The sequence below is a fragment of the Pseudomonas sp. UTLPPB19802 genome, from assembly GCF_059730225.1.
This window is the reverse complement of sequence record NZ_AP048545.1, coordinates 7,340,160-7,364,590: the sequence shown is the minus strand read 5'-3', so window position 1 is coordinate 7,364,590 and position 24,431 is coordinate 7,340,160. Positions and strand designations below refer to the sequence as shown.

General features: G+C 63.1%; 23 protein-coding genes and 1 pseudogene. 16 read left to right on the top strand and 8 right to left on the bottom strand.

Annotated features, from left to right (window positions below):
* Window positions 1-8: 8 nt before the first annotated feature.
* From accB to AC6I6U_RS32625, 4 genes are all read right to left on the bottom strand, one after another.
* Window positions 9-467, bottom strand: coding sequence for an acetyl-CoA carboxylase biotin carboxyl carrier protein (accB, locus tag AC6I6U_RS32640; protein WP_497880029.1), 459 nt, complete (start codon window positions 465-467; stop codon window positions 9-11).
* A gap of 48 nt (window positions 468-515) precedes the next feature.
* Entirely contained in the window at window positions 516-968 is a 453-nt protein-coding gene (aroQ, locus tag AC6I6U_RS32635) for a type II 3-dehydroquinate dehydratase (protein ID WP_497880028.1), read from the bottom strand.
* A gap of 291 nt (window positions 969-1,259) precedes the next feature.
* The gene (locus tag AC6I6U_RS32630; RefSeq protein WP_497883155.1) at window positions 1,260-1,862 is read right to left on the bottom strand and encodes a methyl-accepting chemotaxis protein; all 603 of its coding nucleotides are present in this window, start codon (window positions 1,860-1,862) and stop codon (window positions 1,260-1,262) included.
* Between the two features lie 1,414 nt (window positions 1,863-3,276).
* A complete protein-coding gene (locus AC6I6U_RS32625) occupies window positions 3,277-4,938 on the bottom strand; it encodes a diguanylate cyclase (protein ID WP_497880027.1) in 1,662 nt (553 codons plus the stop codon).
* 326 nt (window positions 4,939-5,264) lie between these two features.
* On the opposite strand from AC6I6U_RS32625, the gene AC6I6U_RS32620 reads away from it, so the two are divergent.
* The 6 genes from AC6I6U_RS32620 (at window position 5,265) to AC6I6U_RS32595 (ending at window position 11,915) form a co-directional block, all read left to right on the top strand.
* On the top strand, window positions 5,265-6,332 hold the full coding sequence (locus AC6I6U_RS32620; RefSeq protein WP_497880026.1) for a DUF2333 family protein: 1,068 nt from the start codon (window positions 5,265-5,267) through the stop codon (window positions 6,330-6,332).
* Window positions 6,333-6,335: 3 nt separating this feature from the next.
* A complete protein-coding gene (locus AC6I6U_RS32615) occupies window positions 6,336-6,881 on the top strand; it encodes an NUDIX hydrolase (RefSeq protein WP_497880025.1) in 546 nt (181 codons plus the stop codon).
* 175 nt (window positions 6,882-7,056) lie between these two features.
* Window positions 7,057-7,428, top strand: a complete 372-nt coding sequence (locus tag AC6I6U_RS32610; protein WP_497880024.1) for a translation initiation factor Sui1 — start codon at window positions 7,057-7,059, stop codon at window positions 7,426-7,428.
* Window positions 7,429-7,651: 223 nt separating this feature from the next.
* Window positions 7,652-9,565 carry an arginine decarboxylase gene (gene speA / locus AC6I6U_RS32605; protein ID WP_497880023.1) on the top strand — a complete coding sequence of 638 codons (1,914 nt, stop codon included), beginning with the start codon at window positions 7,652-7,654 and terminating at the stop codon, window positions 9,563-9,565.
* A 251-nt stretch (window positions 9,566-9,816) separates the two neighbouring features.
* The gene (locus tag AC6I6U_RS32600) at window positions 9,817-11,139 is read left to right on the top strand and encodes a contractile injection system protein, VgrG/Pvc8 family (protein ID WP_497880022.1); all 1,323 of its coding nucleotides are present in this window, start codon (window positions 9,817-9,819) and stop codon (window positions 11,137-11,139) included.
* On the top strand, window positions 11,136-11,915 hold the full coding sequence (locus tag AC6I6U_RS32595) for a DUF4123 domain-containing protein (RefSeq protein ID WP_497880021.1): 780 nt from the start codon (window positions 11,136-11,138) through the stop codon (window positions 11,913-11,915). Before AC6I6U_RS32600 ends, AC6I6U_RS32595 begins: the two co-directional genes overlap by 4 nt.
* A 13-nt stretch (window positions 11,916-11,928) precedes the next feature.
* Here AC6I6U_RS32595 and AC6I6U_RS32590 read toward each other — a convergent pair whose 3' ends face one another.
* Complete coding sequence (locus AC6I6U_RS32590; RefSeq protein WP_497880020.1) at window positions 11,929-13,278, bottom strand: MATE family efflux transporter; 1,350 nt, start codon at window positions 13,276-13,278, stop codon at window positions 11,929-11,931.
* Window positions 13,279-13,329: 51 nt separating this feature from the next.
* The gene (locus AC6I6U_RS32585) at window positions 13,330-13,623 is read right to left on the bottom strand and encodes a hypothetical protein (RefSeq protein ID WP_497880019.1); all 294 of its coding nucleotides are present in this window, start codon (window positions 13,621-13,623) and stop codon (window positions 13,330-13,332) included.
* Between the two features lie 506 nt (window positions 13,624-14,129).
* Between AC6I6U_RS32585 and AC6I6U_RS32580 the strand changes: the two genes are divergently transcribed.
* The 3 genes and pseudogenes from AC6I6U_RS32580 to AC6I6U_RS32570 all read left to right on the top strand — a co-directional run.
* A complete protein-coding gene (locus AC6I6U_RS32580) occupies window positions 14,130-14,462 on the top strand; it encodes a hypothetical protein (protein WP_497880018.1) in 333 nt (110 codons plus the stop codon).
* Window positions 14,463-14,466: 4 nt separating this feature from the next.
* A complete protein-coding gene (locus AC6I6U_RS32575; protein ID WP_497880017.1) occupies window positions 14,467-14,757 on the top strand; it encodes a collagen-like triple helix repeat-containing protein in 291 nt (96 codons plus the stop codon).
* A gap of 63 nt (window positions 14,758-14,820) precedes the next feature.
* Window positions 14,821-16,178 (top strand): annotated as a pseudogene (locus AC6I6U_RS32570) (ShlB/FhaC/HecB family hemolysin secretion/activation protein); the annotation flags it as partial.
* Window positions 16,179-16,231: 53 nt separating this feature from the next.
* Here AC6I6U_RS32570 and AC6I6U_RS32565 read toward each other — a convergent pair.
* Both AC6I6U_RS32565 and AC6I6U_RS32560 read right to left on the bottom strand, forming a co-directional pair.
* Window positions 16,232-16,645, bottom strand: a complete 414-nt coding sequence (locus tag AC6I6U_RS32565) for a response regulator (protein ID WP_497880016.1) — start codon at window positions 16,643-16,645, stop codon at window positions 16,232-16,234.
* 65 nt (window positions 16,646-16,710) lie between these two features.
* On the bottom strand, window positions 16,711-16,902 hold the full coding sequence (locus AC6I6U_RS32560) for a Flp family type IVb pilin (RefSeq protein ID WP_497880015.1): 192 nt from the start codon (window positions 16,900-16,902) through the stop codon (window positions 16,711-16,713).
* A gap of 303 nt (window positions 16,903-17,205) precedes the next feature.
* Here AC6I6U_RS32560 and cpaB point away from each other — a divergent pair, with 303 nt between their 5' ends.
* From cpaB to AC6I6U_RS32525, 7 genes are read left to right on the top strand one after another with little or no spacing between them, the layout of a single operon-like run.
* Complete coding sequence (gene cpaB / locus AC6I6U_RS32555; RefSeq protein ID WP_497880014.1) at window positions 17,206-18,147, top strand: Flp pilus assembly protein CpaB; 942 nt, start codon at window positions 17,206-17,208, stop codon at window positions 18,145-18,147.
* Between the two features lie 18 nt (window positions 18,148-18,165).
* Window positions 18,166-19,392: a type II and III secretion system protein family protein gene (locus AC6I6U_RS32550; RefSeq protein WP_497880013.1), complete on the top strand. Its 1,227-nt coding sequence runs from the start codon at window positions 18,166-18,168 to the stop codon at window positions 19,390-19,392.
* Window positions 19,389-20,576, top strand: a complete 1,188-nt coding sequence (locus AC6I6U_RS32545) for a CpaE/TadZ family protein (protein ID WP_497880012.1) — start codon at window positions 19,389-19,391, stop codon at window positions 20,574-20,576. Before AC6I6U_RS32550 ends, AC6I6U_RS32545 begins: the two co-directional genes overlap by 4 nt.
* Window positions 20,576-21,847 carry a TadA family conjugal transfer-associated ATPase gene (locus AC6I6U_RS32540; protein ID WP_497880011.1) on the top strand — a complete coding sequence of 424 codons (1,272 nt, stop codon included), beginning with the start codon at window positions 20,576-20,578 and terminating at the stop codon, window positions 21,845-21,847. Before AC6I6U_RS32545 ends, AC6I6U_RS32540 begins: the two co-directional genes overlap by 1 nt.
* 12 nt (window positions 21,848-21,859) lie before the next feature.
* Complete coding sequence (locus AC6I6U_RS32535; RefSeq protein ID WP_497880010.1) at window positions 21,860-22,756, top strand: type II secretion system F family protein; 897 nt, start codon at window positions 21,860-21,862, stop codon at window positions 22,754-22,756.
* Window position 22,757: 1 nt separating this feature from the next.
* Window positions 22,758-23,648: a type II secretion system F family protein gene (locus AC6I6U_RS32530; RefSeq protein WP_497880009.1), complete on the top strand. Its 891-nt coding sequence runs from the start codon at window positions 22,758-22,760 to the stop codon at window positions 23,646-23,648.
* 55 nt (window positions 23,649-23,703) lie between these two features.
* Window positions 23,704-24,414, top strand: coding sequence for a hypothetical protein (locus tag AC6I6U_RS32525; RefSeq protein WP_497880008.1), 711 nt, complete (start codon window positions 23,704-23,706; stop codon window positions 24,412-24,414).
* Window positions 24,415-24,431: the final 17 nt, after the last annotated feature.

Sequence of the window (24,431 nt, the reverse complement as noted above, 5' to 3'; positions counted from 1 at the left end):
TCCGCGGTTCAAACGATGGTGAACAGCGGCTGGTCATACTCAACCGGCTGACCGTTTTCTACCAGGATGGATTCGATCACACCGCTGGCTTCGGCCTGGATGTGGTTCATCATCTTCATCGCTTCGACGATGCAGATGGTGTCGCCTTTCTTCACGGTCTGGCCGACTTCGACGAATGGAGCTGAAGTAGGCGACGGGGTGCGGTAGAAGGTACCGACCATCGGCGACTTGACCACGAAACCGTTCAGTTTCGGTGCGGCGGCCGCTTCAGGAGCAGCAGCGGCGGCTGGAGCAGCCGGGGCAGCGGCCGGAGCCGGAGCTACCGGTGCAGGCGCGTAGTACTGCTGAGCTGGGGTCTTGCTGTGGCGACTGATGCGTACGGACTCTTCGCCTTCCTTGATCTCGAGCTCGTCGATGCCGGACTCTTCCAGCAATTCGATCAGTTTCTTAACTTTACGGATATCCATGAATCATCAACTCCCAAGGGTCGGTCAGGGGCGTTTATCGCTTGTCGTTCAAGCTGTTGCCTGTCTTTCGATCTGCTCTAGGGCAGCCTCCAGGGCCAGTCGGTAACCGCTGGCGCCAAGGCCGCAGATCACTCCTACCGCTACATCCGAAAAGTAGGAGTGATGGCGAAAAGGCTCGCGTTTGTGCACGTTTGACAAATGCACTTCGATGAATGGGATGCTCACCGCCAGCAACGCGTCACGTAATGCGACGCTTGTATGTGTAAAAGCTGCCGGATTGATGAGGATGAAGTCGACGCCTTCGCTGCGCGCGGCGTGGATTCGCTCGATCAATTCGTACTCGGCGTTGCTTTGCAGATACATCAGATGGTGCCCGGCTTCCCGGGCCCGGCGCTCCAGATCCTGGTTGATCTCGGGCAGCGTGACCGCGCCGTAGACGCCCGGTTCGCGGGTGCCCAGCAGGTTCAGGTTGGGTCCGTGCAGGACCAGTAGGGTCGCCATCGGCTGTTTCCTTGTTATCGGTGCGCAGTTGTCAATGCGCGCCGACTATGCCGCAAAGGGCCGGCGACTGTCCAGTTGAGCGCAATAGCCAGCACGATGACCGATGTTCGCGAAAAGTTTGTGACTCATTTGTGGTTGTCGGTCATTCTTCTTCGCGACAGGTTCGCCGAAGTTGCCCGCCGGGGCTGACCGACGGTCCATGCTCGGACCGCTTGGACATGGGGTTCGCCGAAAAGCAGCCTGTCGCGAAGACAGGGTAGCAGGCGCGGGGGAACGGGCCGGTTTGCAGGCTCAAACGCGAAAAGCCTGCACTGCCGTGTTCAGTTGTGTCCCCAGTTCGAGCAGGCGTTCACCCTGGTTGCGGCCTTCGCCGATACGCAACAGGTTGTCCTCGCCCAACTGGTGGATGCGTTCACTGTGGTCGCGAATCTCGCTGACCGCGCCGCTCTGTTGCGAGGTGACGTCGGCGATGCGTACCGCAGTGTCGGCGATGGTCTGAATCGCACCGACGATCTCGTCCAGCGCACCATCGGCTGCCTGCGCCTGCTCGGCGGTGGCCTCGGCATGTTCGACCTGGGCACGCATGCCTTCCACCGATTCACGTGCAGCGCTCTGCAGCCCGGCGATCAGGTTCTGGATTTCCCCGGTGGCGCCGGCGGTGCGCTGGGCCAGGGTCCGGACTTCCTCGGCGACCACCGCGAAACCACGGCCCATTTCCCCGGCGCGGGCGGCTTCGATGGCGGCATTGAGCGCCAGCAGGTTGGTCTGGTCGGCAATCGAGCGGATCACTGTCAGCACGCCGCCGATAGTGGCCGACTCTTCAGCCAAGTGTTCGATCATCTTGGCGTTGCCCTGCACCTCGCCAACCAGCGCGTGCAGGCCGGCCAGGCTCATGCCGATGACTTTCTGGCCGTGCTCCACCGCCGTGCCGGCACTGCGGCTGGCGTCCGCCGCCTGGCTGGCGTCGCCGGTCACCTGCTGGATGGTGGCTTCCAGCTCGCCCAGGGCATCGCGAATCTGCCCGGTGTCTCCGGCCTGGCGCTCGGCACCGCTGTGCAGGCCGCTGCTTAGATCGGCCAGGGCCCGGCTGCTGCCGGCCACCTGCTCGGCGTTCTCGCGAATGGTGCCGACCAGGTCCACCAGATACGCACGCAGGCGGTTCAGCGATGCCTCGATATCATGCAGTTCGCGGTTGGTCTTGCCCAACTGGATATCCCGGCTGAAGTCGCCTTCGGCCCAGGTCGACAGTGCCGGCGCGAGGTTGGTCAGGACCCTGGCCAGCTTGCGTTGCAAGGTGTCGATCAACAGCGCGATCAGCAGAATCAGTCCGATCATCGCGCCTTGCATCAGGCGCACCTCGCTTTCGATCTGGCCGTGCTGGGCCCGTACCACCGGTTCCAGGGCGGCGATTGCCTGCTGTACATCAGCGATCTTCAGGTGAGTCGCCTTCGCCAGGTCGGCGCGCCGCTGGATCTGGTCGCGGGTACGGGCCAGTTCGGCCGGGTAGCGGGTCAGCAGGCTGTGCAGTTCGCGCTTGAGGTCGACGCCGGTGTCCATGACCACGGTTTTCTCGGTGCTTTCCAGGCCCATCATGGCGTTGAAGTCGTCGGCACCGGACTCGCTGCTCGAGGTCACGCCCAGCAGGGGCAGCGCTTCCAACTGTTCAGCCTGGGCGCTGATGCTGGCCAGTTCGCGTTCGACATCGGCGGCCAGTTCGCTGCGACCGCTGCTGACCAGCTTGTCCCGGGCCAGCGACAGTTTTGCCAGGTGCGAGGTGGCTGCCAGCAACGGCGGCAGGTAGGCCGCAGCCTCCGGTTTCTGTACGCCGGTTGCATACTGCGTGAGTTGTTCGAGGTTGCCGCCCAATTCGCGTTCGGCTTGCAGCAGCAAGGCTTGCGGATCACCAGCCAGCTTGCCGGCGGCCAGCAGGTCGGTCTTGCTGAAGTCGTCGAGGGCGGCGAGGCTCGGACGCAGGGTGTCGGTCATCGACGCGGGCAGGGCGGCGATTTCCTTCTCGATCGCTTCGATTGACTGGCCGGCACTGCTCAGGCGCAGGGCGTCGCCGCTGCCCAGGTAGTCTTCGATGTTGCGCGCGGCCTGGTTCTGGAACTGTTGGGACAGGCCCAGGTAACGCTCCATCAGTTGATAGGGTCGTTCCAGCGCCCGCTGTGACCACCAGAGCGTAGCCCCGAGTGCCAGGCACACGGCAACGAGCAGCAGGGTGTTGAGATTGGTCAGCAATTTGAGGCGCATTCAGGATCCTGTCCACGACAAAAAGTGGTAAGCGCCTGAATTTATTGCTGTTTGATTACAGGGTTATGACGGAATCACTCGAATCCGATGAAAAGCTGGCACTTTGCCTTGCCAACTGCACCCGGTTGCGCCCGGCATGCTTGGCACGATACAGCGCCTCGTCGGCCTGGCTCGCCATGACCAGGCTGTCGCTGTCCGCCTGCAGCTCGACCACCCCGGCACTGAAGGTGCAGCGCAAGTCTTCCGGCTGCGCCGGGTAGTGGATTTCGGCGAAGCGCTGGCGAATTTCCTCCAGCACTTTATAGGCGGAGTCGAGATCGGTATCGGGCATGACGATGGCGAACTCTTCGCCGCCATAGCGTCCGATGAAGTCGGTCTTGCGCAGGCGCTGCTTTAAAAATAGCGCCAGGCTCTTGATCACCCGGTCGCCCATGGGGTGGCCGTGGCTGTCGTTGACCCGCTTGAAATGGTCGATATCGAGCATCGCGAAGCTCAGCGGCTTGCATTCGCGACGGGCGCGGAAGCTGCAGTCTTCAAGCAGTTGCAGGATATGGGTATGGTTGTACAGGCCGGTCAGGCTGTCGCGGATCATCCGCGCCTTGAGGTTGCGGGCCCGCGCCGCGCGGTTGCGCACGGTGGTGATCAGGTGGCGTGGCTTGATCGGCTTGGTCAGGAAGTCGTCGCCGCCCTCGCTCATGGCGTCGAGCTGCTTGTCCAGGTCGTCCTCGGCCGATAGATAGATGATCGGCACGCTGACATAACGGTCGTTGTGGCGAATCACCTTGGCCAGTTCGGTGCCGGTGCAGGCCGGCATGTACATGTCGAGAATGATCAGGTCGGGCTGGAAATCGGCCAGTTCGGCCATGGCCTGGATCGGGTCGATCAGGGTCCGGGTGACGATGCCGGCGCTGTTGAGCAGGCGTTCGGCATGCAGGGCCTGGGCGCGCGAGTCGTCGATGATCAGTACCTTGTACGGATCGTATTGGGCGGCGCAGGTCAGGGTCTCGATTTTTTCCAGCAGGCTGGAGGCTTCCAGGGCGCCGGTGAGGAACTCCTGGCCGCCGGCGCGTACTGCGGCCAGCCGGGTGGGGGTGTCGGTTTCATGCAGGCTGAAAAACAGCAGCGGCAGCTTCTGTTCCAGCCCGAGCTGGGCTTCGGCGGCCAGGTGCAGGCCCATGCCGCTGCCGCTGAAATCGACGTCCATCACCAGTGCGGCCGGCAGGCGTTCGGCCATGGATGAGCGAAATGCCGCGACACTTTCCAGCGCCTGGGCGGCGAGACCGAAGAACTCCAGCTGCTTGACCAGCCGTTCGGCCCGTTCCAGGTCCTGCAGCATCACATAGACCGGCTTGCGCAGTGGCGGCAGGAACGTGTGTTCCAGCTGGTCGCCATGGCGCAGGCCGGTGCGCGACAGGCGCTGCATCAGGCGATTGAGTTCGGTGATCAGGCTGCTGCTGAGGCGGCCGCGGTTGGCTTCGACCGCTTCCAGCGAGCGGTTGATGCCATGGGCCAGCTGGACGTGTTCGGCTTGCTCGAAACGCTCGGCGAACCGCAGCAGGCGCAGGTTCGCCTCGTTGAGTTCGGCCATGTCGTCGTTCGACCATTCGCTGCGTTGCAGGCGTTGCCATATCTCCAGAATCTGGCGTGCCTGATGAATGACCCGCTGGGCAAAATGATGCCTGAGGCGCTCGCGGTTGGGGTCTTCTGGCTCGCTCATATCCTGGCTACTGGTTAGACGAACGGCGGAGGGTGGGTGGTGGCTCCATGCTATCACTTCTGCGCCCCGATAGACGCGCCGTGCGTCAACTTCTCGGATTCATTTGGTGACCATTGGGTCAGCCTTTCTCGTGACGGAGATGGTCAATTGTGCGGCGCTTGCATGAAGCGTCCTACGGCTGCTTGATTTATAGTGGGGTGATGGATGGCAACGCTGCCGTGCCTTGATCGATGAACCCGGGTCCTGATTCGAATTCAGGCAGGCAGGGCACGATGGGCCAGGGTTGTGGTCAACCGATGAACTCATGTGATCGAAAGGATAGAGCCATGCTGGACTGGAAAAAACGCGCAGGCAGCGCTCCGGAACGTGCTGCAGAACCTTCGCCGGCACGCCGCGGCTACTTCGCCGGCCTGCTGTTCAGTCGTGCCCTGGCAACCCTGGTGGGGTTGTACCTGGTGGTGACGATTCTGCTCGGCTGGTACTGGAGCCAGGAACCGGCGCTGTTTCCCGTCCAGCAGAATGCGCAGATGGCCGCCGAGAAGCAGGGGCGCAAGATGGTCGTCGGCTACACCACGGTGGAAACCCTCAAGACCGTCGTCGACACCCTGCTGACCAAGCCGGGCGGCTACCTGTCCAACGACCGCTTCCCACCGGGCGTCTGGCTCGACAACATTCCCAGCTGGGAATACGGCGTGCTGGTCCAGGTGCGCGACCTGACCCGCGCCCTGCGCAAGGATTTCGCCCGCTCGCAGTCGCAGTCGGCCGAAGACGCCGACCTGGCCAAGGCCGAGCCGCGCTTCAACTTCGACAACAAGAGCTGGATGCTGCCGTCCAGTGAGGCGGAGTACCAGGAAGGCATCAACTCGCTGGACCGCTATGAGGCCCGGTTGTCCGATCCGAACCAGAACAACGCGCTGTTCTACGCCCGCGCCGACAACCTGAACAACTGGCTGGGTGATGTCGCCACGCGCCTGGGTTCGTTGTCCCAGCGCCTCTCGGCCAGCGTCGGCCGGGTCAAGCTGAACTCAGCCCTGAAAACCGAAAGCGTGGCGCCGGGCCAAGTGCCACAGGTTGACGAGGAAGTGGTCGAGACCCCATGGCTGCAGATCGATAACGTGTTCTACGAAGCTCGTGGCCAGGCCTGGGCGCTGTCGCACCTGTTGCGGGCGATCGAGGTCGACTTCGCCGACGTGCTGGCGAAGAAGAACGCCACGGTCAGCGTGCGGCAGATCATCCGCGAGCTGGAAGCCTCGCAGGAGCCGGTCTGGAGTCCGATGATCCTCAACGGCAGCGGCTTCGGCGTGCTGGCCAACCACTCGCTGGTCATGGCCAACTACATTTCGCGCGCCAACGCCGCGGTGATCGACTTGCGTCAACTGCTCAACCAGGGTTGATCGATGGATGTCTCCCCGAACGAGGCCGCGCACCGCGCCGCCTCCGACGCCGAACTGATCGCCTGGGTCGACGACCAGGATCGCCTGCAGGGTAGCCTCGCCCGTGCCGACCTGCGTGAGCGAGGCCTGGTTGGGCGTGGGACCTACATCCTGCTGTTCAACTCGAAGGGTGAGTTGTGCGTGCATCGGCGGACCTTGAGCAAGGCCATCTACCCCGGTTACTGGGACGTGGCGGCCGGCGGCATGGTCCAGGCCGATGAAAGCTACGCCGAGTCGGCTGCCCGCGAGCTGGAAGAGGAACTGGGTGTCAGTGGCGTGCCATTGACTGCCCATGAGCATTTCTTCTTTGACCAGCCGGGCAACCGGCTCTGGTGTGCGGTGTTCAGTGCGGTCTGGGACGGGCCGTTGCGGCTGCAGCCGGAAGAGGTGCTGGAGGCCCGCTTCATTGCGGTGGAGGCAGCCGTTGCGGAAAGCACCCACAAACCCTACTGCCCGGACTCCCTGGCGGCCTTGAAGCGCTATTTGCAGGGCGTCGCAAAACCTTCATGAAATGGCGCCGATTGACTCTTGGGTCATCGGCCTTTTGCCGTTACACTGCGCGACTTTTCAAGCTCAAGCGGCTTCGCCTGCCTGAGTAGCGCTGCCCCTGCCTGAGTGGGGCTTCGCGGTCGTGGATGCCCAGAGGGGCCTTCGACCAGTCTTTGTCCTCCCAAGAGGATTGCCGGTGGCCAAAAAAGCCGCATCCTTCGCCGCTCTCGGCGGCCTGGTGTTTTCCACCGACGCAGGTCGACATTGTCCGGACTGTAGCCAGCCGGTGGCTGCCTGTACCTGCAAACAAACCCTGATTCCCGAAGGCGACGGCATTGCCCGCGTGCGCCGTGAGAGCAAGGGCCGAGGTGGCAAGACGGTGACGACCATCACCGGCGTGCCCCTGGCCGAAGACGCCCTCAAGGAACTGGCCAGTACCTTGAAGAAACGCTGCGGGACCGGTGGCGCCCTGAAAGACGGCGTCATCGAAATCCAGGGTGACCATGTCGAGCTGTTGCTGGGCGAGCTGGTCAAGCAGGGTTTCAAGGCGAAGAAGTCCGGCGGCTAGCAGCCTCTGTGAAAACCACCGTGAAGTCGACCCGCCAGCCCGGATGAACGCGGCCTGGCAGTCCTGCCCATGGTTTTCACAGAGCCTGTTCCCGCACAGCCTCTAAACTCGAAGCGGCATCCGTGGTCATAGACGGATGCAGGCGAATCGTCATTTTCATTCTTTAGACTGCGCGCAGCCTGGGTCCAGGCGGCGTTACCTGACTTCTTTATAGGGGACTTCGATGTCCGTACGACGCACACGCAAAGACGATGGCAGCCAATGGACAGTTGCGGACAGCCGCAGTGTTTACGGGATTCGCCATTGGGGGGCCGGATATTTCGCGATCAATGAAGCCGGTCGCGTAGAGGTTCGTCCGAACGGCCCGAACAGTTCGCCCATCGATCTCTTCGAGCAGGTCGACGAGCTGCGCAAGAGCGGCCTGTCCCTGCCGCTGCTGGTGCGCTTCCCGGATATCCTGCAGGACCGCGTCCGCCAGCTCACCGGTGCATTCGACGCGAACATCGCGCGCCTGGAATACCAGAGCAAGTACACCGCGCTGTATCCGATCAAGGTCAACCAGCAGGAAGCGGTGATCGAGAACATCATCGCCACCCAGAACGTCTCCATCGGTCTGGAAGCCGGCTCCAAACCGGAGCTGCTGGCCGTGTTGGCACTGGCACCGAAAGGCGGCACCATCGTCTGCAACGGCTACAAGGACCGCGAGTTCATTCGCCTGGCGCTGATGGGCCAGAAACTCGGCCACAATGTGTTCATCGTGATCGAGAAAGAGTCCGAAGTGGAGCTGGTGATCGAGGAGGCGGCTTCGCTCAAGGTCAAGCCCCAGGTCGGCCTGCGGGTGCGCCTGTCGTCCCTGGCATCGAGCAAGTGGGCCGATACTGGCGGCGAGAAATCCAAGTTCGGCCTGTCGGCGGCGCAACTGCTGTCGGTGGTCGAGCGCTTCCGCGCGGCCGGCCTCGACCAGGGCATTCGCCTGCTGCACTTCCACATGGGCTCGCAGATCGCCAACCTGGCGGACTACCAGTACGGCTTCAAGGAAGCGATCCGTTACTACGGCGAGCTACGCAACCTTGGCCTGCCGGTGGATCATATCGACGTCGGTGGCGGCCTGGGTGTCGACTACGACGGTACCCACTCGCGCAACGCCAGTTCGATCAACTACGACATGGATGACTACGCCGGTGTCGTGGTCGGGATGCTCAAGGAATTCTGCGATGCGCAGAACCTGCCGCATCCGCACATCTTCTCCGAAAGCGGCCGTTCGCTGACGGCTCACCACGCGATGTTGGTGGTGCAGGTGACCGATGTCGAGAAACACAACGACGATGTGCCACACATCGAGAACCCGCAGGACCTGCCGGAAACCGTGCAATGGTTGGTGGAACTGCTGGGGCCGACCGACATCGAGATGGTCACCGAGACCTACTGGCGCGCCACCCACTACATGAGTGACGTGGCCACCCAGTACGCCGATGGCAAGCTGACCCTGGCCGAGAAAGCCCTGGCCGAGCAGTGCTACTTCGCCGTCTGCCGGCGCCTGCACAACTCGCTGAAGGCCCGCCAGCGCTCGCATCGCCAGGTGCTCGACGAACTCAATGACAAGCTGGCCGACAAGTACATCTGCAACTTCTCGGTGTTCCAGAGCCTGCCCGACACCTGGGCCATCGGCCAGGTCCTGCCGATCCTGCCGTTGCATCGCCTGAACGAGGAGCCGCTGCGCCGGGCGGTGCTGCAGGACCTGACCTGCGACTCCGACGGCAAGATCAAGCAGTACGTCGACGAGCAGAGCATCGAGACCAGCCTGCCGGTGCACGCGGTCAACGAGGGTGAGGACTACCTGCTGGGGATCTTCCTGGTGGGCGCCTACCAGGAAATCCTCGGTGACATGCACAACCTGTTCGGTGACACCGACTCGGTGAACATCTACCAGAACGCCGACGGCAGTGTGTACCACGCCGGTATCGAGACCCACGACACCATCGAGGACATGTTGCGCTACGTGCACCTGTCGCCAGAGGAACTGATGACTCACTACCGCGACAAGGTTGCCAGTGCCAGCATCAGCGTCAAGGAACGAACCCAGTTCCTCGATGCATTGCGCCTGGGTCTGACCCGTTCTTCCTACTTGTCGTCGTGAGACCTGCTGGATGGTTCCTCGGAAAGAGCCTTTTCAGTGAAGTGTTTTTTCCGTTAAGCATGTAAGTAGCGTCTGATTGTTGAAAAAGCCCACTCCCTGTAGTGGGTTTTTTTATGCAAAAGCAAAGTGGCGGCTTCATCGTTTCTGCGTTTTGCGTAGGTTATTTCTCTAACGCCTGCTCGGCCCTCTACTCGTTCTTGTCTCTCGGCGAAAATCCCGGATCAAAGTCGGGCCCATGTAGAGGAATCCCCATGTTCGATCCAGCCAGCGAGCCGTTTTTCCGCCTGGAGGTTGCCGGCTTGTCCAGTCCCCTGGCGGTCACCTGCTTCAGCGGCCAGGAGGCGGTCAGCCAACTGTTTGCCTTCGAGCTGGACGTGTCCGGCGAGACGATCGGGATCGATCCGGGGGCGCTGATGTACCGCAGCTGTTTTTTGCAACTGGGAGCGGACGGCCAGGGCATCCACGCGCAGATACAAGGGGTCAACCTGCACGGCGGCGACCTGCCACCAGGACATTGCCGGCTGTCCCTGGGGCCGCGTATCGGTGCCCTGGCCCTGCGTTCGCGGCGACGGCTGTTCCAGCAGCGCACGGTCCCCGGCATCATTGCCCAGGTACTCGCGGAGCATGGCCTGCGCAAGGGCGCGTTTCGTTTCGCCCTCAAGGGGCGCCGCACCCTGCGGCCGTATTGCATGCAGTTCGACGAGTCCGACCTGCGCTTCGTCCAGCGACTCTGTGCCGAGGAAGGCATTCACTTTCACTTCGAGCATTCCCGTAACAGTCATTGCCTGGTTTTCGCCAACCGGCTGGGAGCCCTGCGTCGTGGCGGGGAAGCCCGCTTCTGTCCGGACGGTGGGGGTGGGGTGGAAGAATTTTGCGTCAGCCTGTCGGGGCCGGTCGGTCGGCGTGGCGGACGTGGCGCAGAGCTGGCGCATGGCGAAAGCGACCTGCCAGGGCTGCATTGCGCAACCTTTCTCCCACTGGCCGGCCATCCACACGCGCCCTGGAATCGCCTGTGGCTGGTCACGGCGCTCGAGCATCGTGGCGACAGCAGCATGGAGCCGCAGGCAGTGTTCTATCGCAACCTGTTCAGTGCGACGTCCTGGGAAGTCACCTTGCGCCCGCTCCATTATCCGAAACCGCGGTTGCCGGGACTGTTCCGGGCCTGGGTAGCCGCCGGCGAGGGCGGCGCAGCCTGCGACGGGGCCGGCCGGTTGGCGGTGCAACTGCGGGTGTTCTACCAGGGCGAAGGCGCCCGGCAGGGAGCCTGCCGGCTGCCGCTGGACCGTTCGGCGGTGGCTGACGTCGAGGCGTTCATGGCAGGTCTGAAGCCGGGCTCGCCGATATGGGTGCGCTTTGTTGGTGGCGATCCTGACCGGCCGCAGATTGTCGGGCGTGCCGATATCCAGCCAGTGCCAGCGGCGGTTACGGATGGGCCGCGGCCGTCGGTTGTTCCGGCCTTCGAGCTGCTGCGCGCGGGGCATCCACTGGTGCAACTGTGCTTGCCCGCGCCAGTTGGCTGGCCAACCCCCTGCTGCCGGGGGACTGCGGCTGATGGCCAGGGCTGCGTGCCGTGAGCGCGGGGGGGTTATGGCTGTTGCTGGATATCCCGGCGGCTCCCGGACTGGTTGCGGCGTTGCACGAACGCTACGGGCACTACGAGAGTCATCTGCTGTTTGAGGGCACGTCGTTCCATGGGGTGCGCGACTGGGGGCCGCGCCTGCTCCGGTTGGCGAACGATTGCCCATTGGCGAGGGTGAGCCAGAGCCGGCCCACGGCCTGGAGTGGCCTGTTCCTGCGCAGCCGCGCTCCGGCCTCGGTCTTGCTGGCCCACCTGCGGCAGATGCTGGTGGTGCGTTTCGACGGCGAGCGTCAGGGTGCGCTCAGCTACTACAACGCGCAAACCGCCAGCTACTTTTTCGATGGCACCGACAGCCGGGAATTGAGCCGCTGGCTCGGGCCGATCAGCTTGCTCTATTGGTATGGCGGCAGTTGGGCCGACAAGGCTGCCGGCAGCCTCGGCTGGCTGCAACTGATCAACCCGCAGTTGGCCGGCCCGGCGCTCGGCGTTCTTGAAACGCTCAGCGGCGGACAGCAACGACGGTTGCAGGACTGCCTGCTGGAGCGGCATGCCTACCAGTGGAGCCAGGCCAGTGGCCACGATTACGACAAGACCTGGAGCCATCTGCAGGAAGGCGTTGCCCAGGGCTTTCGCGACAGTGGCATGCTCGATGACTGGTTGTGGTTGCGGGCCAGGTACCCGGCGGCGTCACTTCCCGGTGGCCTGCCGGGCGAAACGCCCGCGCAGCGCCTGGAGAATCTACGCCTGGCCTGGATGCGCGCGCATGGTTGAGCCCTGTGGCGCGCTATTGCATCGGGTTGCCGAGCCAGCGATCCTGGCGGTGCAACTTCCAGGCACAGGCGGCCAGGGTCAGGCTGCGCAATGCCATGAACAGCAGGAACGCGATCCACAGTCCATGATTGCCGTAGCCACTCAGGGCCCAGGCGATGGGCAGGGAGACCAGTACGCTTGCCAACATCGCATCGCGCATCTCCCGGGCCCGTGTGGCTCCGATGAACAGGCCGTCGAGCAAGTAGCTCCAGACCGCGACCAGGGGCAGCACCGCCAGGTAGGGCAGATAGCCGAAGGCGGTTTCGCGCACGCTGGGGATGTCGGTCTGCGCAGTGATGAACAGATGGCCGCCGAGCAGGAACAGCCCGGCGAACGCGATGCTGGCCAACAGTGACCAGCCGGTTGCGACCACCAGGGCGCGGCGCAGGGTCTGGCGCTGCCCGGCGCCAATGGCATGCCCGCACAGGGCTTCCACCGCATGGGCCAGGCCATCGAGGGCGTGGGCGGTCAGCAACAGGCCGTTGAGCAACAGGGCGTTGGCGGCGACGGTGGCGTCGCCCAGGCGGGCACCTTGTACCGTGATCAGGAAAAACACCGATTGCAGCGCCATGCTGCGGATGAAGATGTCGCGATTGACCGTCAGCAGCGGTCGCCAGTTCTGCCATAGGGTCAGCGTCGCCCAGGCCAGCTTGCCGGGGTACCGGCGCAGGGCGTTGCCGGTCAGTGCCAGGCCGAGCAGGGCTCCGCTCCATTCGGCGATGACCGACGCGCGTGCTGCGCCGACCACGCCCCAGTCGAGGCCGAGCACGAACCACAGGTTCAGGGCGATGTTGATCAGGTTGGTGCCCAGCAGGATGAGCAGTGGCGCCCGTGCGTTCTGGGTGCCGAGAAACCAGCCGACCAGTGCATAGCTGGCCAGGGCTGCGGGCAGTCCGAACAGGCGCGCGTGGAAAAAATCCAGGGTCAGTTGCTGCAACTCGACCGAGGGCTGCATGGCTTCCAGGGCGAGATGGCTGAACGGCAGCGCGATCGCCCCAAGCAACAGGGCGAGCACCAGGCTCAGCAGCAGCCCCTGCAGCAGGATTTGCCGCAACGCTGTGCCGTCCCCCCGCCCGGCCGCTTGCGCGGCAAAGCCGGTGGAGCCCATCCGCAGGAAGCCCATGGCCGAGGCGAGGAAGATGTACAGGCTCGCGCCCACGGCCACGGCACCCAGTTGATGGGCATGGGGCAGGTGGCCGATCACCGTGCTATCGACCAGGGCCACGAGCGGAACGGAAATATTCGACAGGATCATCGGTGCGGCAAGCGCCCAGACCCGGCGGTGGGTTGGGCGGTCGCGCCAGTCAGCGATCAGGGTGGACATGCAGGCTCCTCGCAAGAGCGCGCATTGTAGCCGTGGGTTGCCTGGCGGTCGTCAGTGAATGATCCAGCTCAGCAGCCAGAGCCCAAGCAGCAGCCAGATGATGCCGATGATGACCGAGGCACGCATGAAGGCGCGGATTGCCGAGTAAAGGAACAGCAGCCCGACGATCAGGGCCAGGATGCTGATCAGTGAAGTGTCCATGCCCAAGGCATGGGCGAGGCCATCGACGAAGTTGCCGCCGGCATGGGTCAGCAGGTTGAACAACCCGCTCAGGCCGTCGACGATGAAACGTATCGCCGATCCCAGTACCTGGCCCAGCCACCCGAAAAAGCTTTCTACCTGCATGTGCCTACCCTGATGAGCAATGTGGCGATGGATTGTAGCCTTTGGCCATGAAACTGGCAGCCAAGTTCCCGAAGGCCAGGAGCTCTGCGAGGGGAAAGCGTCGTGGCCGCAAAGACCCTGAAACGCGGGCAGTGGATGAGAGGCCGACGCCGGTGTTCGCTTACTTGTCTGCGCTCGTTAAAGCAAGTGCCGGGCAAGGATTTTTTGGTCGTAAATTGTATATATATAACTTAGGTTTAACGGCGCCAGCGAATTGCTGTGGGGTTTTGTAAACCTATGACAGATAAGGCTTTTATTGGTTGATGTTAGAAGGCTTTGATTTAATTCGTGTTAGCTGGTTGGTCAATGTCCTCGGGGCTGTAGTTAGTCATTAATACCAAATCGAGTGTTGTCGAACGAGGGGTTCAGGACTGTCATGTCCATGCGGTTGGAAGTATTTCTCAGGCATGCAGCCGAGTCTCTTCCAGACAATAACAGGCAGTTCGCAGGTGCAAGGAATCTCTATCATGAACACTCAACTATGGTGGAAAACAGGTACCGCCTTGATCTTGGCGGTGACAGTAGGGCTCTCGGGATGTAGCAGCGGTGGAGGCGGCAGTCATAGCCAGACCAGCGCCTCGGATGGCAGCTCGGGGTCTGGCGGCAGCGGCGGCGGTTCGGGGGGCGAGGACGGCAGCGGCGGTGGCACGGTCAGCCCCTTCGTCACCAGCAGGGTCGCCAGCGGTACGGGCTCGACTACCGATGTGGTCGGTGGACTGGTCAGTACCTTGGGGATCAACCGCGCTGCGCTGCCGATTCCGGGGGTTACAGCCCTGACCGACGGTGGACTCGACCGGTGACGCGGTGAGCAGTTTGAGTTCCGGGTTGAGCACGGGCCTTGGGCAACTCGGAACCGATGGCAATGCCCTCAGTACGGCCGCGACGAGCGGGCCGTTGGCCAACCTGACCCAGGGTGTCGGCGACCGGCTGGTGCCGGTGATTGCCCTGGCGGAAAGTACCACCGGCAAGGTCGGCAGTGCGACGGGCCTGGGTACGCCGGTCAGTGGCCTGCTCAACGGCGTTGCCACGACACTCGACAATACCGGCGCCAAGGTTGCCGATGCCGGCGGCAATGTGCCCTGGCCAGCACCATAGGCGGGCTGCTCGTCAACGGTGGGAATGTGGTGGGCACAGCGAGCGGTTATCTCGGCAACGGTAACACGGGTGAACATTGGCAAGCTGCAGATCAAGGGTGGGACGATCTATCCATGACAGGCGCTGGCGGCCTACTTCCAACCGTTGATGGGGCGCGAGGCGACCCGCAGTATCACCCGGCGTTACCAGGAGGACGGCTACCTGTTGTCCTACGCGTTCCTGCCCCAGCAGAATTTCGAGCAGGGACTGGTTCGCGTGGTCTTGGTGGAGGGTTACATTCGCGACTACCAACTGCAGGGGGATATCGGCGCGGTTTCCGGCTTGCTGGACGAACTGGTGGCCAGGCTCAAGGCCGAGCGGCCGCTGACCCGCACGACCTTCGAACGCTACACCAGCCTGATGAGCCGCAACCACTTCACTGAACACCGTCGACAGTAGCCGCGACAGCCTGCAGGCACTGCTTGGTTGGCGCCAACAGCAATGCCTGGACCTCCATGGGCGAGCAATTGAGCGTGAGCGGCCTGTTCCCGCCCGGCAAGGACAAGGAGCGTTACTACCGGATCGACTACAGCCAGTTCCTGAATGCCGAAGGCACCCAGTTGAGTCTGTCGGGGTCACGCTATCGCAGTGACCCCGACAGCAACCTGAGGCTGGCCAACAACCTGGAGCTGCAGCCCCATCGCGAGAACGATCGTTTTTCCGTGGGGGTCAGCCATCCATTGATCGCGGCTTCCGACCAGTGGCTGAGCCTGGGCGGGCGCTTGTATGGGGTGAACGACAAGACCCGCTACCAGGTCGTCGGGCAGCCGCTGAAAATCGAGGAAAAGACTGACCTGCGTGCCTTGGCCTTCGAGGGCGAGTGGCGCAAGTCGGATGCCCAGCGCCTGCGCATTCTCAGTGCCGGTGTCTATCAGGGTATCGACGGCATGGGCGCCAGCACCAGCAACACGCTGTATGACCTGGATTTCTTCCGGCTACGGTTATCGGGCGTGCAGAGCGACAGGTTTTTCGAGCATTGGCAGGGCGTGGTTTCCGCAGCGCTGTACTGGAGCCGGGACAATCTGCCGGACAGCGAGCGGGCGGTATTCGGCGGGCAGAACTTCGGTCGAGGTTATCCGAATGACCAAGGCAATGGCGACAAGGGCTGGGGCCTGGCCTATGAGCTGAACTACAGCTTCAGCCGTGACGGGGACTGGGTGAAAGTACTGCAGCCCTACGTGGTGCTGGACCGGGCGCGGGCCTGGTTCAACGACGCCCCTATCAAGACCTCGGACATGTCCTCGGCGGCCGTGGGTTTTCGCTTCGGTGACGGGCGCTACTACAACATCGCTCTGGAGGCGGCCAAGCCGATGTCCGACAGGGCCCTGGACACCTTCAACCGGCGGCCGCGCTATACCCTCAGCTTCAGTTACCAGCTGTAGGCCGTCAGGCTTGGCCACTTCGGTGTTATAGCCAGCAGGAAATCGATGAGGACTCAAGAACCCACGATGTGGATCCGTGGCTGCGGGAACAGGTTGTTGAGGGTTTCCAGCAGGCGTACGTGATAGATGGGTTTGCGGAACAGGTCCAGTACCTGCAGGCGCAGCATGTCGCTGACGTCATCCATGTCGGCATGGCCGGACGTCACGATCACCGGCAGGTGCTGGCGTGCGGTGTGTTCGCGCAGGCGCTTGATCAGCGACATGCCGCTTTCCTCCGGCATGCGCAGGTCGGTGATGACCAGGGCGATGTCGGGGTGCTTGGTCAGGTGGAACAGGGCCTGCTTGACCGAGGTCGCCGTGAAGCAGGAAAAACCTTCTCCCTCCAGCAGCTCGGCCAATTCCAGAAGTGCATCCTCCTCGTCATCCACTAGAAGGAGCTGTTGGCGTGGGGGAAGAGAGGAAGTCATGGGGGATTCCTGTTACTGGGTTCGTATTCCAGTTTAGCGCCTCTTTGAAGGGGAAGGGAGTGGTGTCAGGTCCCCAGGCCATCTTTGATACCTTTGAACAGATTACTTATCTTCGAGGAAATATCGGTGCTGAAGCCAAGGATAATCACTGCAACCATGGCCGCCACAATCGCGTACTCGATACCGGAAGCACCCTCTTTGCGTTGCATGAAAAGCTGAACCTGCACATACAGCCTGGTAATGAAATCAAGGATCATCTGACAACTCCTTACGCTTTTAAACGCTCTATCAGCCGCCTTGCGACATGGTTTCCCTATGCCATCACAGCATCGTCAACAAAATGCTGGGCAACAACTGTAAGAAAGGATTAATCACAAAGTATTAATCCAAAGGTTGACGCCAATGAATGTCGGTTTTCTTTTTCATTTCTCCGGATATTTTCCCTTGGGTAATGGCATTTCGTCCTAGCTGGACTACCTTCAAATAGCGAAAAAGTTGATGTTCATAGCTGCCTGAATGCAATGGTTTCACGGTTGCGCAGCAGGAAAGGGAGAGCCGTCATGAACAGTCGTGTCACCATGGGGCTGGCGGTCATCCTGTTGATCGCGGCCCTTATTGCCGGTTACTGGGGGTTGATGCTCAGTCGCCAGCCGGTACCCGTCGCCCCGGTCGAAGCCCCTGCCGACCAGCCTGCGGACGCTACGGCCGTATCCAGCGCCGACGATCAGACGCGCCAGCCCGTGGTGGTGCTGGCTCACGATGTTCCCCCGTTCGTTCCCCTGACAGCCGCCGACCTGGTGATCGAGCGTCTGCGCAATGCACCGCCCGGCAGCTTCAGCTCGTTGCCGGAGGCGGTGGAGCGCATCCCATGGCGGCCCCTGAAGGCCGGGACCTGGCTCAGTGAGGACAGTTTCGCGGCCGGCGGCCCGTTGGCGCGCATGATCCATTCCGACGAGCGCGCGCTGGCGGTGGCGGTGGATGAAGTGATCGGTGTCGGTGGGCAATTGGCCCCCGGTGACTATGTCGATGTGCTGCTGTACCTGCGCCAGGACGCCAGCAACCTGCAGCAGTCGGCCCAGGTGGTGATTCCGGCGATGCGCCTGCTCGGTGTTGGCGAGCAACTGGGCCTGACCAGTGACGGCAAGCCCGCTACGCCGGGGCAAAGTGCCGATGAGCGGGCCAGGCAGGAACTGCGTCGCGCCGCCCGGACCGTAGTGCTGGCAGTCCCCGAACAGCTGTTGAGCCGGCTGATGCTGGCGACCCAGGTCGGCACCTTGCGCCTGGCCGTGCGCAGCGCCGACGAGCAACTGCTGCCGCGCTACTGGGCCGGGGAGAAAGTCGGTGCGGCCAATCTCGATACGGCCAGCCACCAGTTGTTCCAGTTCACCCAACTGGCCTTGGGCGGGGCGCCCAAGGTGCAGGCCCCGGCGGCCACGGGAGGAGAACGTGGCCACGGTATCGAGGTGATTCGTGGCAACCAAGTCAGTCAACAAACGCCCTGATCTGCAAGGAAGTTCTGGATGAGTGGAACTCTGTCGAGTGTCAAACGCGTGGTCTGGGCCTTGTTCCTCGCAAGCCTGTCGGTGCCGATAGCCCACGCGGCTCCGGCCGCCTGTAGCGGCCTTGGGCAACTGCCTCCGGTAATCGAGGTAGGGGAAGGGCTGCAACAGGTGTTGCAGTCGCCGGTGGAAATCACCCGGCTGGCAGTGGGTGATCCGAAAATTGCCGATGTGCACCCCAATGGCAACAAGGCGTTCCTGCTCACCGGCATGGCCCCCGGAGCCACCAGCCTGATGGTCTGGACCGCCTGTGCCAGCGCGCCGCGCCAGAGCATGGTGTTCGTCCAGGGCAAGGCCACGGCGGGGTTGACCACTGCCTCGGTGCTACCCTCGGCGGACCCGTCGCTGCCCAGCCAGGTGCAGACCGATATCCGCTTCGTCGAGGTCAGCCGCACCAAGCTCAAGGAGGCCGGTACGGCGATCTTCGGCCAGGGTGGCAATTTTCTGTTCGGCGCCCCGGGCACATTGGTGACCAACGCCTCGACGGGCGTCGTCACCAATACGTTGCCCTACGATAACGGCAGCTTCAACATTGGCTTCGGTGGTGGCCGCGTGAGGGCGTTGATCAATGCCCTTGAAGGCAGTGGCTTCGCCTACACCCTCGCCCGTCCCAGCCTGGTGGCCTTGAGCGGGCAGAGCGCGAGTTTCCTCGCCGGTGGCGAGATTCCGATCCCGGTGCCCAGCAGCGGCAGCGACACGGTCACCATCGAATACAAGGAGTTCGGTATTCGCCTGACGCTGACGCCGACGGTGGTCGCCAGGAATCGCATCACCCTCAAGGTGGCACCCGAAGTCAGCGAGTTGGACTACAGCAACGCGGTGACCATCTCCGGCACTCCAGTGCCGGCGCTGACGATCCGTCGCACCGACACCAGCATCTCCCTGGCCGACGGCGAGAGCTTCGTCATCAGTGGCCTGATCAGCACGCGCAACAGTTCCCAGGTCAACAAGCTGCCCGGCCTTGGCGAGATCCCGGTGCTGGGTGCGTTCTTTCGCAACTCGAACCTGCAGCGCGAAGAGCGCGAACTGCTGATGATCGTCACTCCGCACCTGGTCCAGCCGCTGGCGGCGGATGCCCAGCTCCCCGGCCTGCCCGGCGAGAAGCTGCGGCAGTACGACCCGAACTGGTTCCGGCTGTTCTTCCTCGACAACGGCAACTATGACCGCCGTACTGGACTATCGAAATGAGCCAGAGTCTGAGCCAGACCTTCCTGGCAATCACCCGCAACGAAACCGACCTGGAATGGCTGCAGGGCGCCCTGGCGCCGCTGGGTCAGGTGGTCAGCGCCGGCGGCAGCCTCGACGAGTTGCTGTCGCTGGTGGATGTCACCTTTGCCGGGCTGATCTTCGTTGGCCTCGACCGGGAAAACCTGGTGGCCCAGAGCGCCCTGATCGAGGGTTTGCTGGAGGCCAAGCCGATGCTGGCGATCGTTGCCCTTGGCGATGGCATGGACAACCAGTTGGTGCTCAACGCGATGCGTGCAGGCGCCCGTGACTTCGTCGCCTATGGCTCGCGTTCCAGCGAAGTGGCCGGGCTGGTCCGGCGTCTGAGCAAGCGCCTGCCAACGGTGGCTCCGAGTGCGCAATTGGGCGGTTTCACCGTGCTCTATGGCGTCCAGGGCAATGCCGACGGAGCGCTGCTGGCCAGCCATCTCGCGCTGGTGGTGCAGAAGAGCGGGCAGCAGACCCTGCTGCTCGACCTCGGCCTGCCCAGGGGCGACAGTCTGGCGCTGCTCGGCCTGGAAAGCTCGTTCCACTTTGGCGATGCCCTGCGTCACCTGCGCCGCCTGGACGCGACGATGATCGACAGTGCCTTCACCCGTGCCGAAGCGGGCCTGCGCATCCTCGCCTACGCCAGCGCCGATGAGCCGCTCAAGCGCACCAGTGCCGCCGAGCTGTACATGCTGCTCAGCGCCTTGCGCCAGCATTTCCAGCACATCATCGTCAACCTCACCGGGCAGTCCGACAGCGAAGCGCTGCGCACTTTCGTCAGTCATTGCGACAAGCTGCTCTGGTACACCGACCAGAGTGTGCTCGATTGCCGGCGCAACCTGGCGATACTCAATCTGTGGCGCGAAAAAGGCATGAAACTCGACCATGCGCGCCTGCTGGTCGACCGTTATCTCAAGGGGGTTTCACCGGATTCCGAAACCCTCGGCAAGACCTTCGGCTTCCCGGTGGTGTCGGTCCTGCCCCTCAGTGCCGAGCTACGGATGAATGCGAAGAACCAGGGCCAGACGCTGTTCGAACTGGCCTCGCGCGAAGCCCTGACCCAAGGCCTCAAGGCCTTGGGCGACCGCCTGGCCAAGCGCTCCGAAGGGCGGGCGAAGGCCACCGAGGGCTGGCTCAACCGGATCTGGGGAACCAAGTGATGGCGGAGAAACTGTTCGGCGGCCAGAACCGTGCCTCAGCCAGCAACACCGATCACGAAGGGCTCAAGCTGGTCTTGCATCGCTACATCATCGATGCGATCGAGGAGTCGGGGAAAAACCTGCTGGAAGGCTCGCGCCAGTCCCTGGCCCAGTTCGTCATCGACAAGGTCGGCGAGTATGTCTCAAGGTTGCACCTGGCGATCTCCCGCTACGAGATGGAGCGCCTGTCGGAGGAGATCGTCGATGAGCTGACCGGCTTCGGACCGCTGGAGGTGCTGCTGCGCGATACCGCAGTCACGGAAATCCTGGTCAACGGGCCGCACCGGGTGTTCATCGAGCGCGATGGCCTGCTGCATCAGAGTGACCTGCGTTTCATCGACGATCACCACGTCGAACGGGTCATCCAACGGATCCTCGCGCCGCTTGGCCGGCGGCTGGACGAGTCATCGCCGATGGTCGACGCACGGATGCCCGATGGCAGTCGGGTCAATGCGATCATTCCGCCGATTGCCCTGGACGGTCCTTGCCTGTCGATCCGGAAGTTTCGCAAGGACATGCTCAAGAGCAACGACCTGGTGGCGATGCAGACCATCGACCAGGCGATTTTCGAGTTCTTCCAGGACGCCGTGGGCAAACGCTGCAATATCCTCATCAGCGGTGGTACCGGGACCGGCAAGACCACGCTGCTCAACATCCTCAGTCAACTGATCAACCGCCACCAGCGGCTGGTCACCATCGAGGACGTTGCCGAACTGCAGCTCAACCACCCCCATGTGGTGCGCCTGGAAACCCGCCCGCCGAATGCCGAGGGGCATGGCGAGGTGAAGTCCAGCGACCTGATCCGCAACGCCCTGCGGATGCGTCCGGACCGGATCATCCTCGGCGAGATTCGCGGTGTGGAGGTACTGGACGTGCTGACGGCGATGAACACCGGTCACGACGGTTCGATGAGCACGGTGCACGCCAACAACGCCCAGGATGCGCTGCTGCGACTGGAGACCCTGGTGGGCCTGACCGGTCGCCAGATTGCGGAAAGAACCCTGCGCCAGATGATCTGCGCGGCGCTGGACGTGGTGATCCAGCTGAGCCGCCTGCCCGATGGCCGGCGTTGCGTCAGCGAAGTGGTGGAGGTGGTCGGCGTGCGTGATGACATCTATGTCACCAATACCCTGTTCCGTCTCGATCGCCGCAGCGGCCTCTTCCAGCGCGAAGCCGTCAACCCGGCGGGCGACAAGTTGCGGCGCGAGTCGCACCTGGCCTTCGACGATTGAGGAGAACTGGCCATGCTTGCTGCGTTGTTGCTCGGTCTCATGTGCCTGCTGCTGCTTGGCTTCTCGTTGCGGCTGTTCTACCTGGGCATGCGCAAGACCGGCAACGAGCGGGTGCTCAGCCGCCTGACCGAGGGACAGCCGGAATTGGTGGGGGCCACCACGGTCAGCAGCCCCGCGAGAAACCATCTGGATCGCCTGTTCCTGCGCGCCGGCCTGGACCGTCCGGGAGAGCGGTTGATGTTGTGGCTGATCGTCTGGGCGCTGCTGGTATTCATGGGAGGGGTGGTGGCCGGGTTGGTCGGCCTGCTGGCCATGTGGCTGCTGCCGCCGCTCGGCCTGCGGATATTCCTCGGCTGGCGCTACCAGCGCCGGGTGCGGCGAATGGTCGAGCAATTGCCGCAACTGCTCGACTATGCGGTGCGTAGCCTGAAATCCGGCAAGACCCTGGCCGACGCGATCCTCGGCGGTATCGAGACCTCGGCCGACCCATTGCGCGAGGCCATGGCGCGCATACGGCGCAACGTCGACCTCGGCGTCAGCCTGCCGGAGGCGACCAATGATTTCGCGGAGTTCTACGAACGCGAGGAATTTCGCTTCCTGGCCCTCGGCCTGAAGGTCAATCATCGTTATGGCGGCAACGCCAGCGAGCTGCTGGAAAACCTGATGAAGCTGATTCGCGAGCGCGAGCAGGGGGCACGGCAACTGCGGGCGATGACCGGCGAGACGCGCATGACGGCGGTGGTCCTGGCGCTTCTGCCGGTCAGTGTGGCGGGGTATTTCATGCTGACCAATCCGGGTTATCTGTTGAACATGTGGCGGGACCCGAGCGGGCAGCAGATGTTGCTGTTGGCCTTTGGCCTGCAGGTCTTCGGTTGCCTGGCGCTGTGGCGCATGTTGCGGAGCGTGTGACATGGTCCTGTTGATGAGTGCCCTGCTGTTTCTCGCTGCCCTGGTGCTGATCGTCGGCGACTTGTTGCAGGCGCGTCAGCGTGAACGGGCGGTGACGCAGCGCCTGCAGGGGCACATGGTGCGTGAACAGGGCCGTCTGGGCGACTGGGTGCGCGCGCTGGGCGAGACGCGCTTTGGCCAGCGTTCGGTGAGTATCGACAATGAAACCCAGGTGCTGCTCAACCGTATCGGTTGGCGCAAGGCCAGCGAGCGCTCGCTGTTTGCCGCCTGCCAGGTCAGTTTGCCCGTGCTGATGCTGGCGGTCGTCCTGCTGCTGCAGACGGTGTTCTTCTCCGGCCTGGCTTCGCCCTGGATTGCGCCATTCCTGGCACTGTCCACCGGCTACCTGCTACCCAAGCGCCTGCTGGCGATGGCGGCCGGTCGGCGCCAGCAGCAGGTCGTATCGGAGATTTCGACCTTCATTCCCTTGCTGCGCATTCTCTTCGAGTCGGGCATGGCCGTGGAGCAGGCATTGCGAGTGCTGGCCAGTGAATCCCGGCAACTGTTGCCAGTTTTGAGCGCGGAGCTGCAACTGGTCCTGGCACGGGTCGACTCCGGGCTGCAATTGGGTGAGGAACTGAACAAGATGGCCCGGCTGCTGGCGGTCGACGAACTGGACGACACCTGCGTCATTCTCCAGCAACTGCTCCAGCAGGGTGGCGGGGCGATGAAATCGCTGCTGACGCTCAAGCAGTTGCTCGATGATCGCCGCCTGACCCGCCTGCAGGAGTACATCTCGAAGATGTCGGCAAAGATGTCGGTGGTGATGATGGTGTTTCTGTTTCCAGCCTTGCTGATCGTTCTCGCCGGGCCGGGCTTTACTGCGCTGAGCAGGGCCTTCGGCACGTCCTAGGGGGGACTGGGTCCGTTTGATATCGAGTGCGGCGTAAACACCAGGGAGTGAAGGGATGAAAGCAGTGATTGCAGGGCTGGTCCTCTTGGCGCTGGGCGGCTGTGCCAGTGATGGTCGTGCGCCGTGGGCGGCGCTGGCGGGGGGCAGTTGCGGCAAGCCGGGTAACGACGATGAGTTGGCGCTGAACCTGGCGGACGACATGGCCAATGAAGGCAAGCTGCACGCCAGCTTGGCCAACCTGCAGAAACTGCCGGACAGCCTCGACCAGGTGCGCCTGCGCAAGGCGCGGGTCTATCGGCAGTTGGGCCGTGCCGAGGCCGAGCCGTTGTACCGCAGCCTGCTCGGCACCTGCCTGGCGGCCGAGGGCGAGCATGGGCTCGGCCAGTTGGCGGCGGCTCGCAAGGATTACGGCCAGGCCATGGCCCACCTGCTGCGTGCGGCCCGGCTGGCTCCGACGGACGAACGGGTGCGTAACGACCTGGGGGTGGTCTACCTCAATCAACTGCGGCTTGAGGATGCACGTTTCGAGTTCCTCACGGCCATCGAACTCAAGCCGGCCGATCAACTGGCGGCGGTGAACCTGGTCACGCTGTTGCTCTACCAGGATAACTGGAGCCAGGCGGCGGAACTGGTGACCCGCCTGGGCCTGAGTCCCGAGCAGGTCAGCGATGCCCAGGCCCGCGCCCAGCAACTCAGGGGCCCGGACAAGCCCGCCGTGGATCGGATGGCGGCGGTCGACGGCAGCAGCGAGTCTGCCGTCAAGTGAGTGGTGCAAGGGAGATC

What these genes read in the sequence shown, in the direction of transcription:
- AC6I6U_RS32585 (WP_497880019.1), bottom strand. Translation starts at nt 13,623, where the DNA reads ATGCAGGTAGAAAGCTTTTTCGGGTGGCTGGGCCAGGTACTGGGATCG.
- speA (WP_497880023.1), top strand. Translation starts at nt 7,652, where the DNA reads ATGTCCGTACGACGCACACGCAAAGACGATGGCAGCCAATGGACAGTT.
- AC6I6U_RS32590 (WP_497880020.1), bottom strand. Translation starts at nt 13,278, where the DNA reads ATGTCCACCCTGATCGCTGACTGGCGCGACCGCCCAACCCACCGCCGG.
- AC6I6U_RS32630 (WP_497883155.1), bottom strand. Translation starts at nt 1,862, where the DNA reads ATGAGCCTGGCCGGCCTGCACGCGCTGGTTGGCGAGGTGCAGGGCAAC.
- cpaB (WP_497880014.1), top strand. Translation starts at nt 17,206, where the DNA reads ATGAACAGTCGTGTCACCATGGGGCTGGCGGTCATCCTGTTGATCGCG.
- AC6I6U_RS32525 (WP_497880008.1), top strand. Translation starts at nt 23,704, where the DNA reads ATGAAAGCAGTGATTGCAGGGCTGGTCCTCTTGGCGCTGGGCGGCTGT.
- AC6I6U_RS32600 (WP_497880022.1), top strand. Translation starts at nt 9,817, where the DNA reads ATGTTCGATCCAGCCAGCGAGCCGTTTTTCCGCCTGGAGGTTGCCGGC.
- AC6I6U_RS32565 (WP_497880016.1), bottom strand. Translation starts at nt 16,645, where the DNA reads ATGACTTCCTCTCTTCCCCCACGCCAACAGCTCCTTCTAGTGGATGAC.
- AC6I6U_RS32560 (WP_497880015.1), bottom strand. Translation starts at nt 16,902, where the DNA reads ATGATCCTTGATTTCATTACCAGGCTGTATGTGCAGGTTCAGCTTTTC.
- AC6I6U_RS32545 (WP_497880012.1), top strand. Translation starts at nt 19,389, where the DNA reads ATGAGCCAGAGTCTGAGCCAGACCTTCCTGGCAATCACCCGCAACGAA.
- aroQ (WP_497880028.1), bottom strand. Translation starts at nt 968, where the DNA reads ATGGCGACCCTACTGGTCCTGCACGGACCCAACCTGAACCTGCTGGGC.
- accB (WP_497880029.1), bottom strand. Translation starts at nt 467, where the DNA reads ATGGATATCCGTAAAGTTAAGAAACTGATCGAATTGCTGGAAGAGTCC.
- AC6I6U_RS32615 (WP_497880025.1), top strand. Translation starts at nt 6,336, where the DNA reads ATGGATGTCTCCCCGAACGAGGCCGCGCACCGCGCCGCCTCCGACGCC.
- AC6I6U_RS32540 (WP_497880011.1), top strand. Translation starts at nt 20,576, where the DNA reads ATGGCGGAGAAACTGTTCGGCGGCCAGAACCGTGCCTCAGCCAGCAAC.
- AC6I6U_RS32535 (WP_497880010.1), top strand. Translation starts at nt 21,860, where the DNA reads ATGCTTGCTGCGTTGTTGCTCGGTCTCATGTGCCTGCTGCTGCTTGGC.
- AC6I6U_RS32620 (WP_497880026.1), top strand. Translation starts at nt 5,265, where the DNA reads ATGCTGGACTGGAAAAAACGCGCAGGCAGCGCTCCGGAACGTGCTGCA.
- AC6I6U_RS32580 (WP_497880018.1), top strand. Translation starts at nt 14,130, where the DNA reads ATGAACACTCAACTATGGTGGAAAACAGGTACCGCCTTGATCTTGGCG.
- AC6I6U_RS32625 (WP_497880027.1), bottom strand. Translation starts at nt 4,938, where the DNA reads ATGAGCGAGCCAGAAGACCCCAACCGCGAGCGCCTCAGGCATCATTTT.
- AC6I6U_RS32530 (WP_497880009.1), top strand. Translation starts at nt 22,758, where the DNA reads ATGGTCCTGTTGATGAGTGCCCTGCTGTTTCTCGCTGCCCTGGTGCTG.
- AC6I6U_RS32550 (WP_497880013.1), top strand. Translation starts at nt 18,166, where the DNA reads ATGAGTGGAACTCTGTCGAGTGTCAAACGCGTGGTCTGGGCCTTGTTC.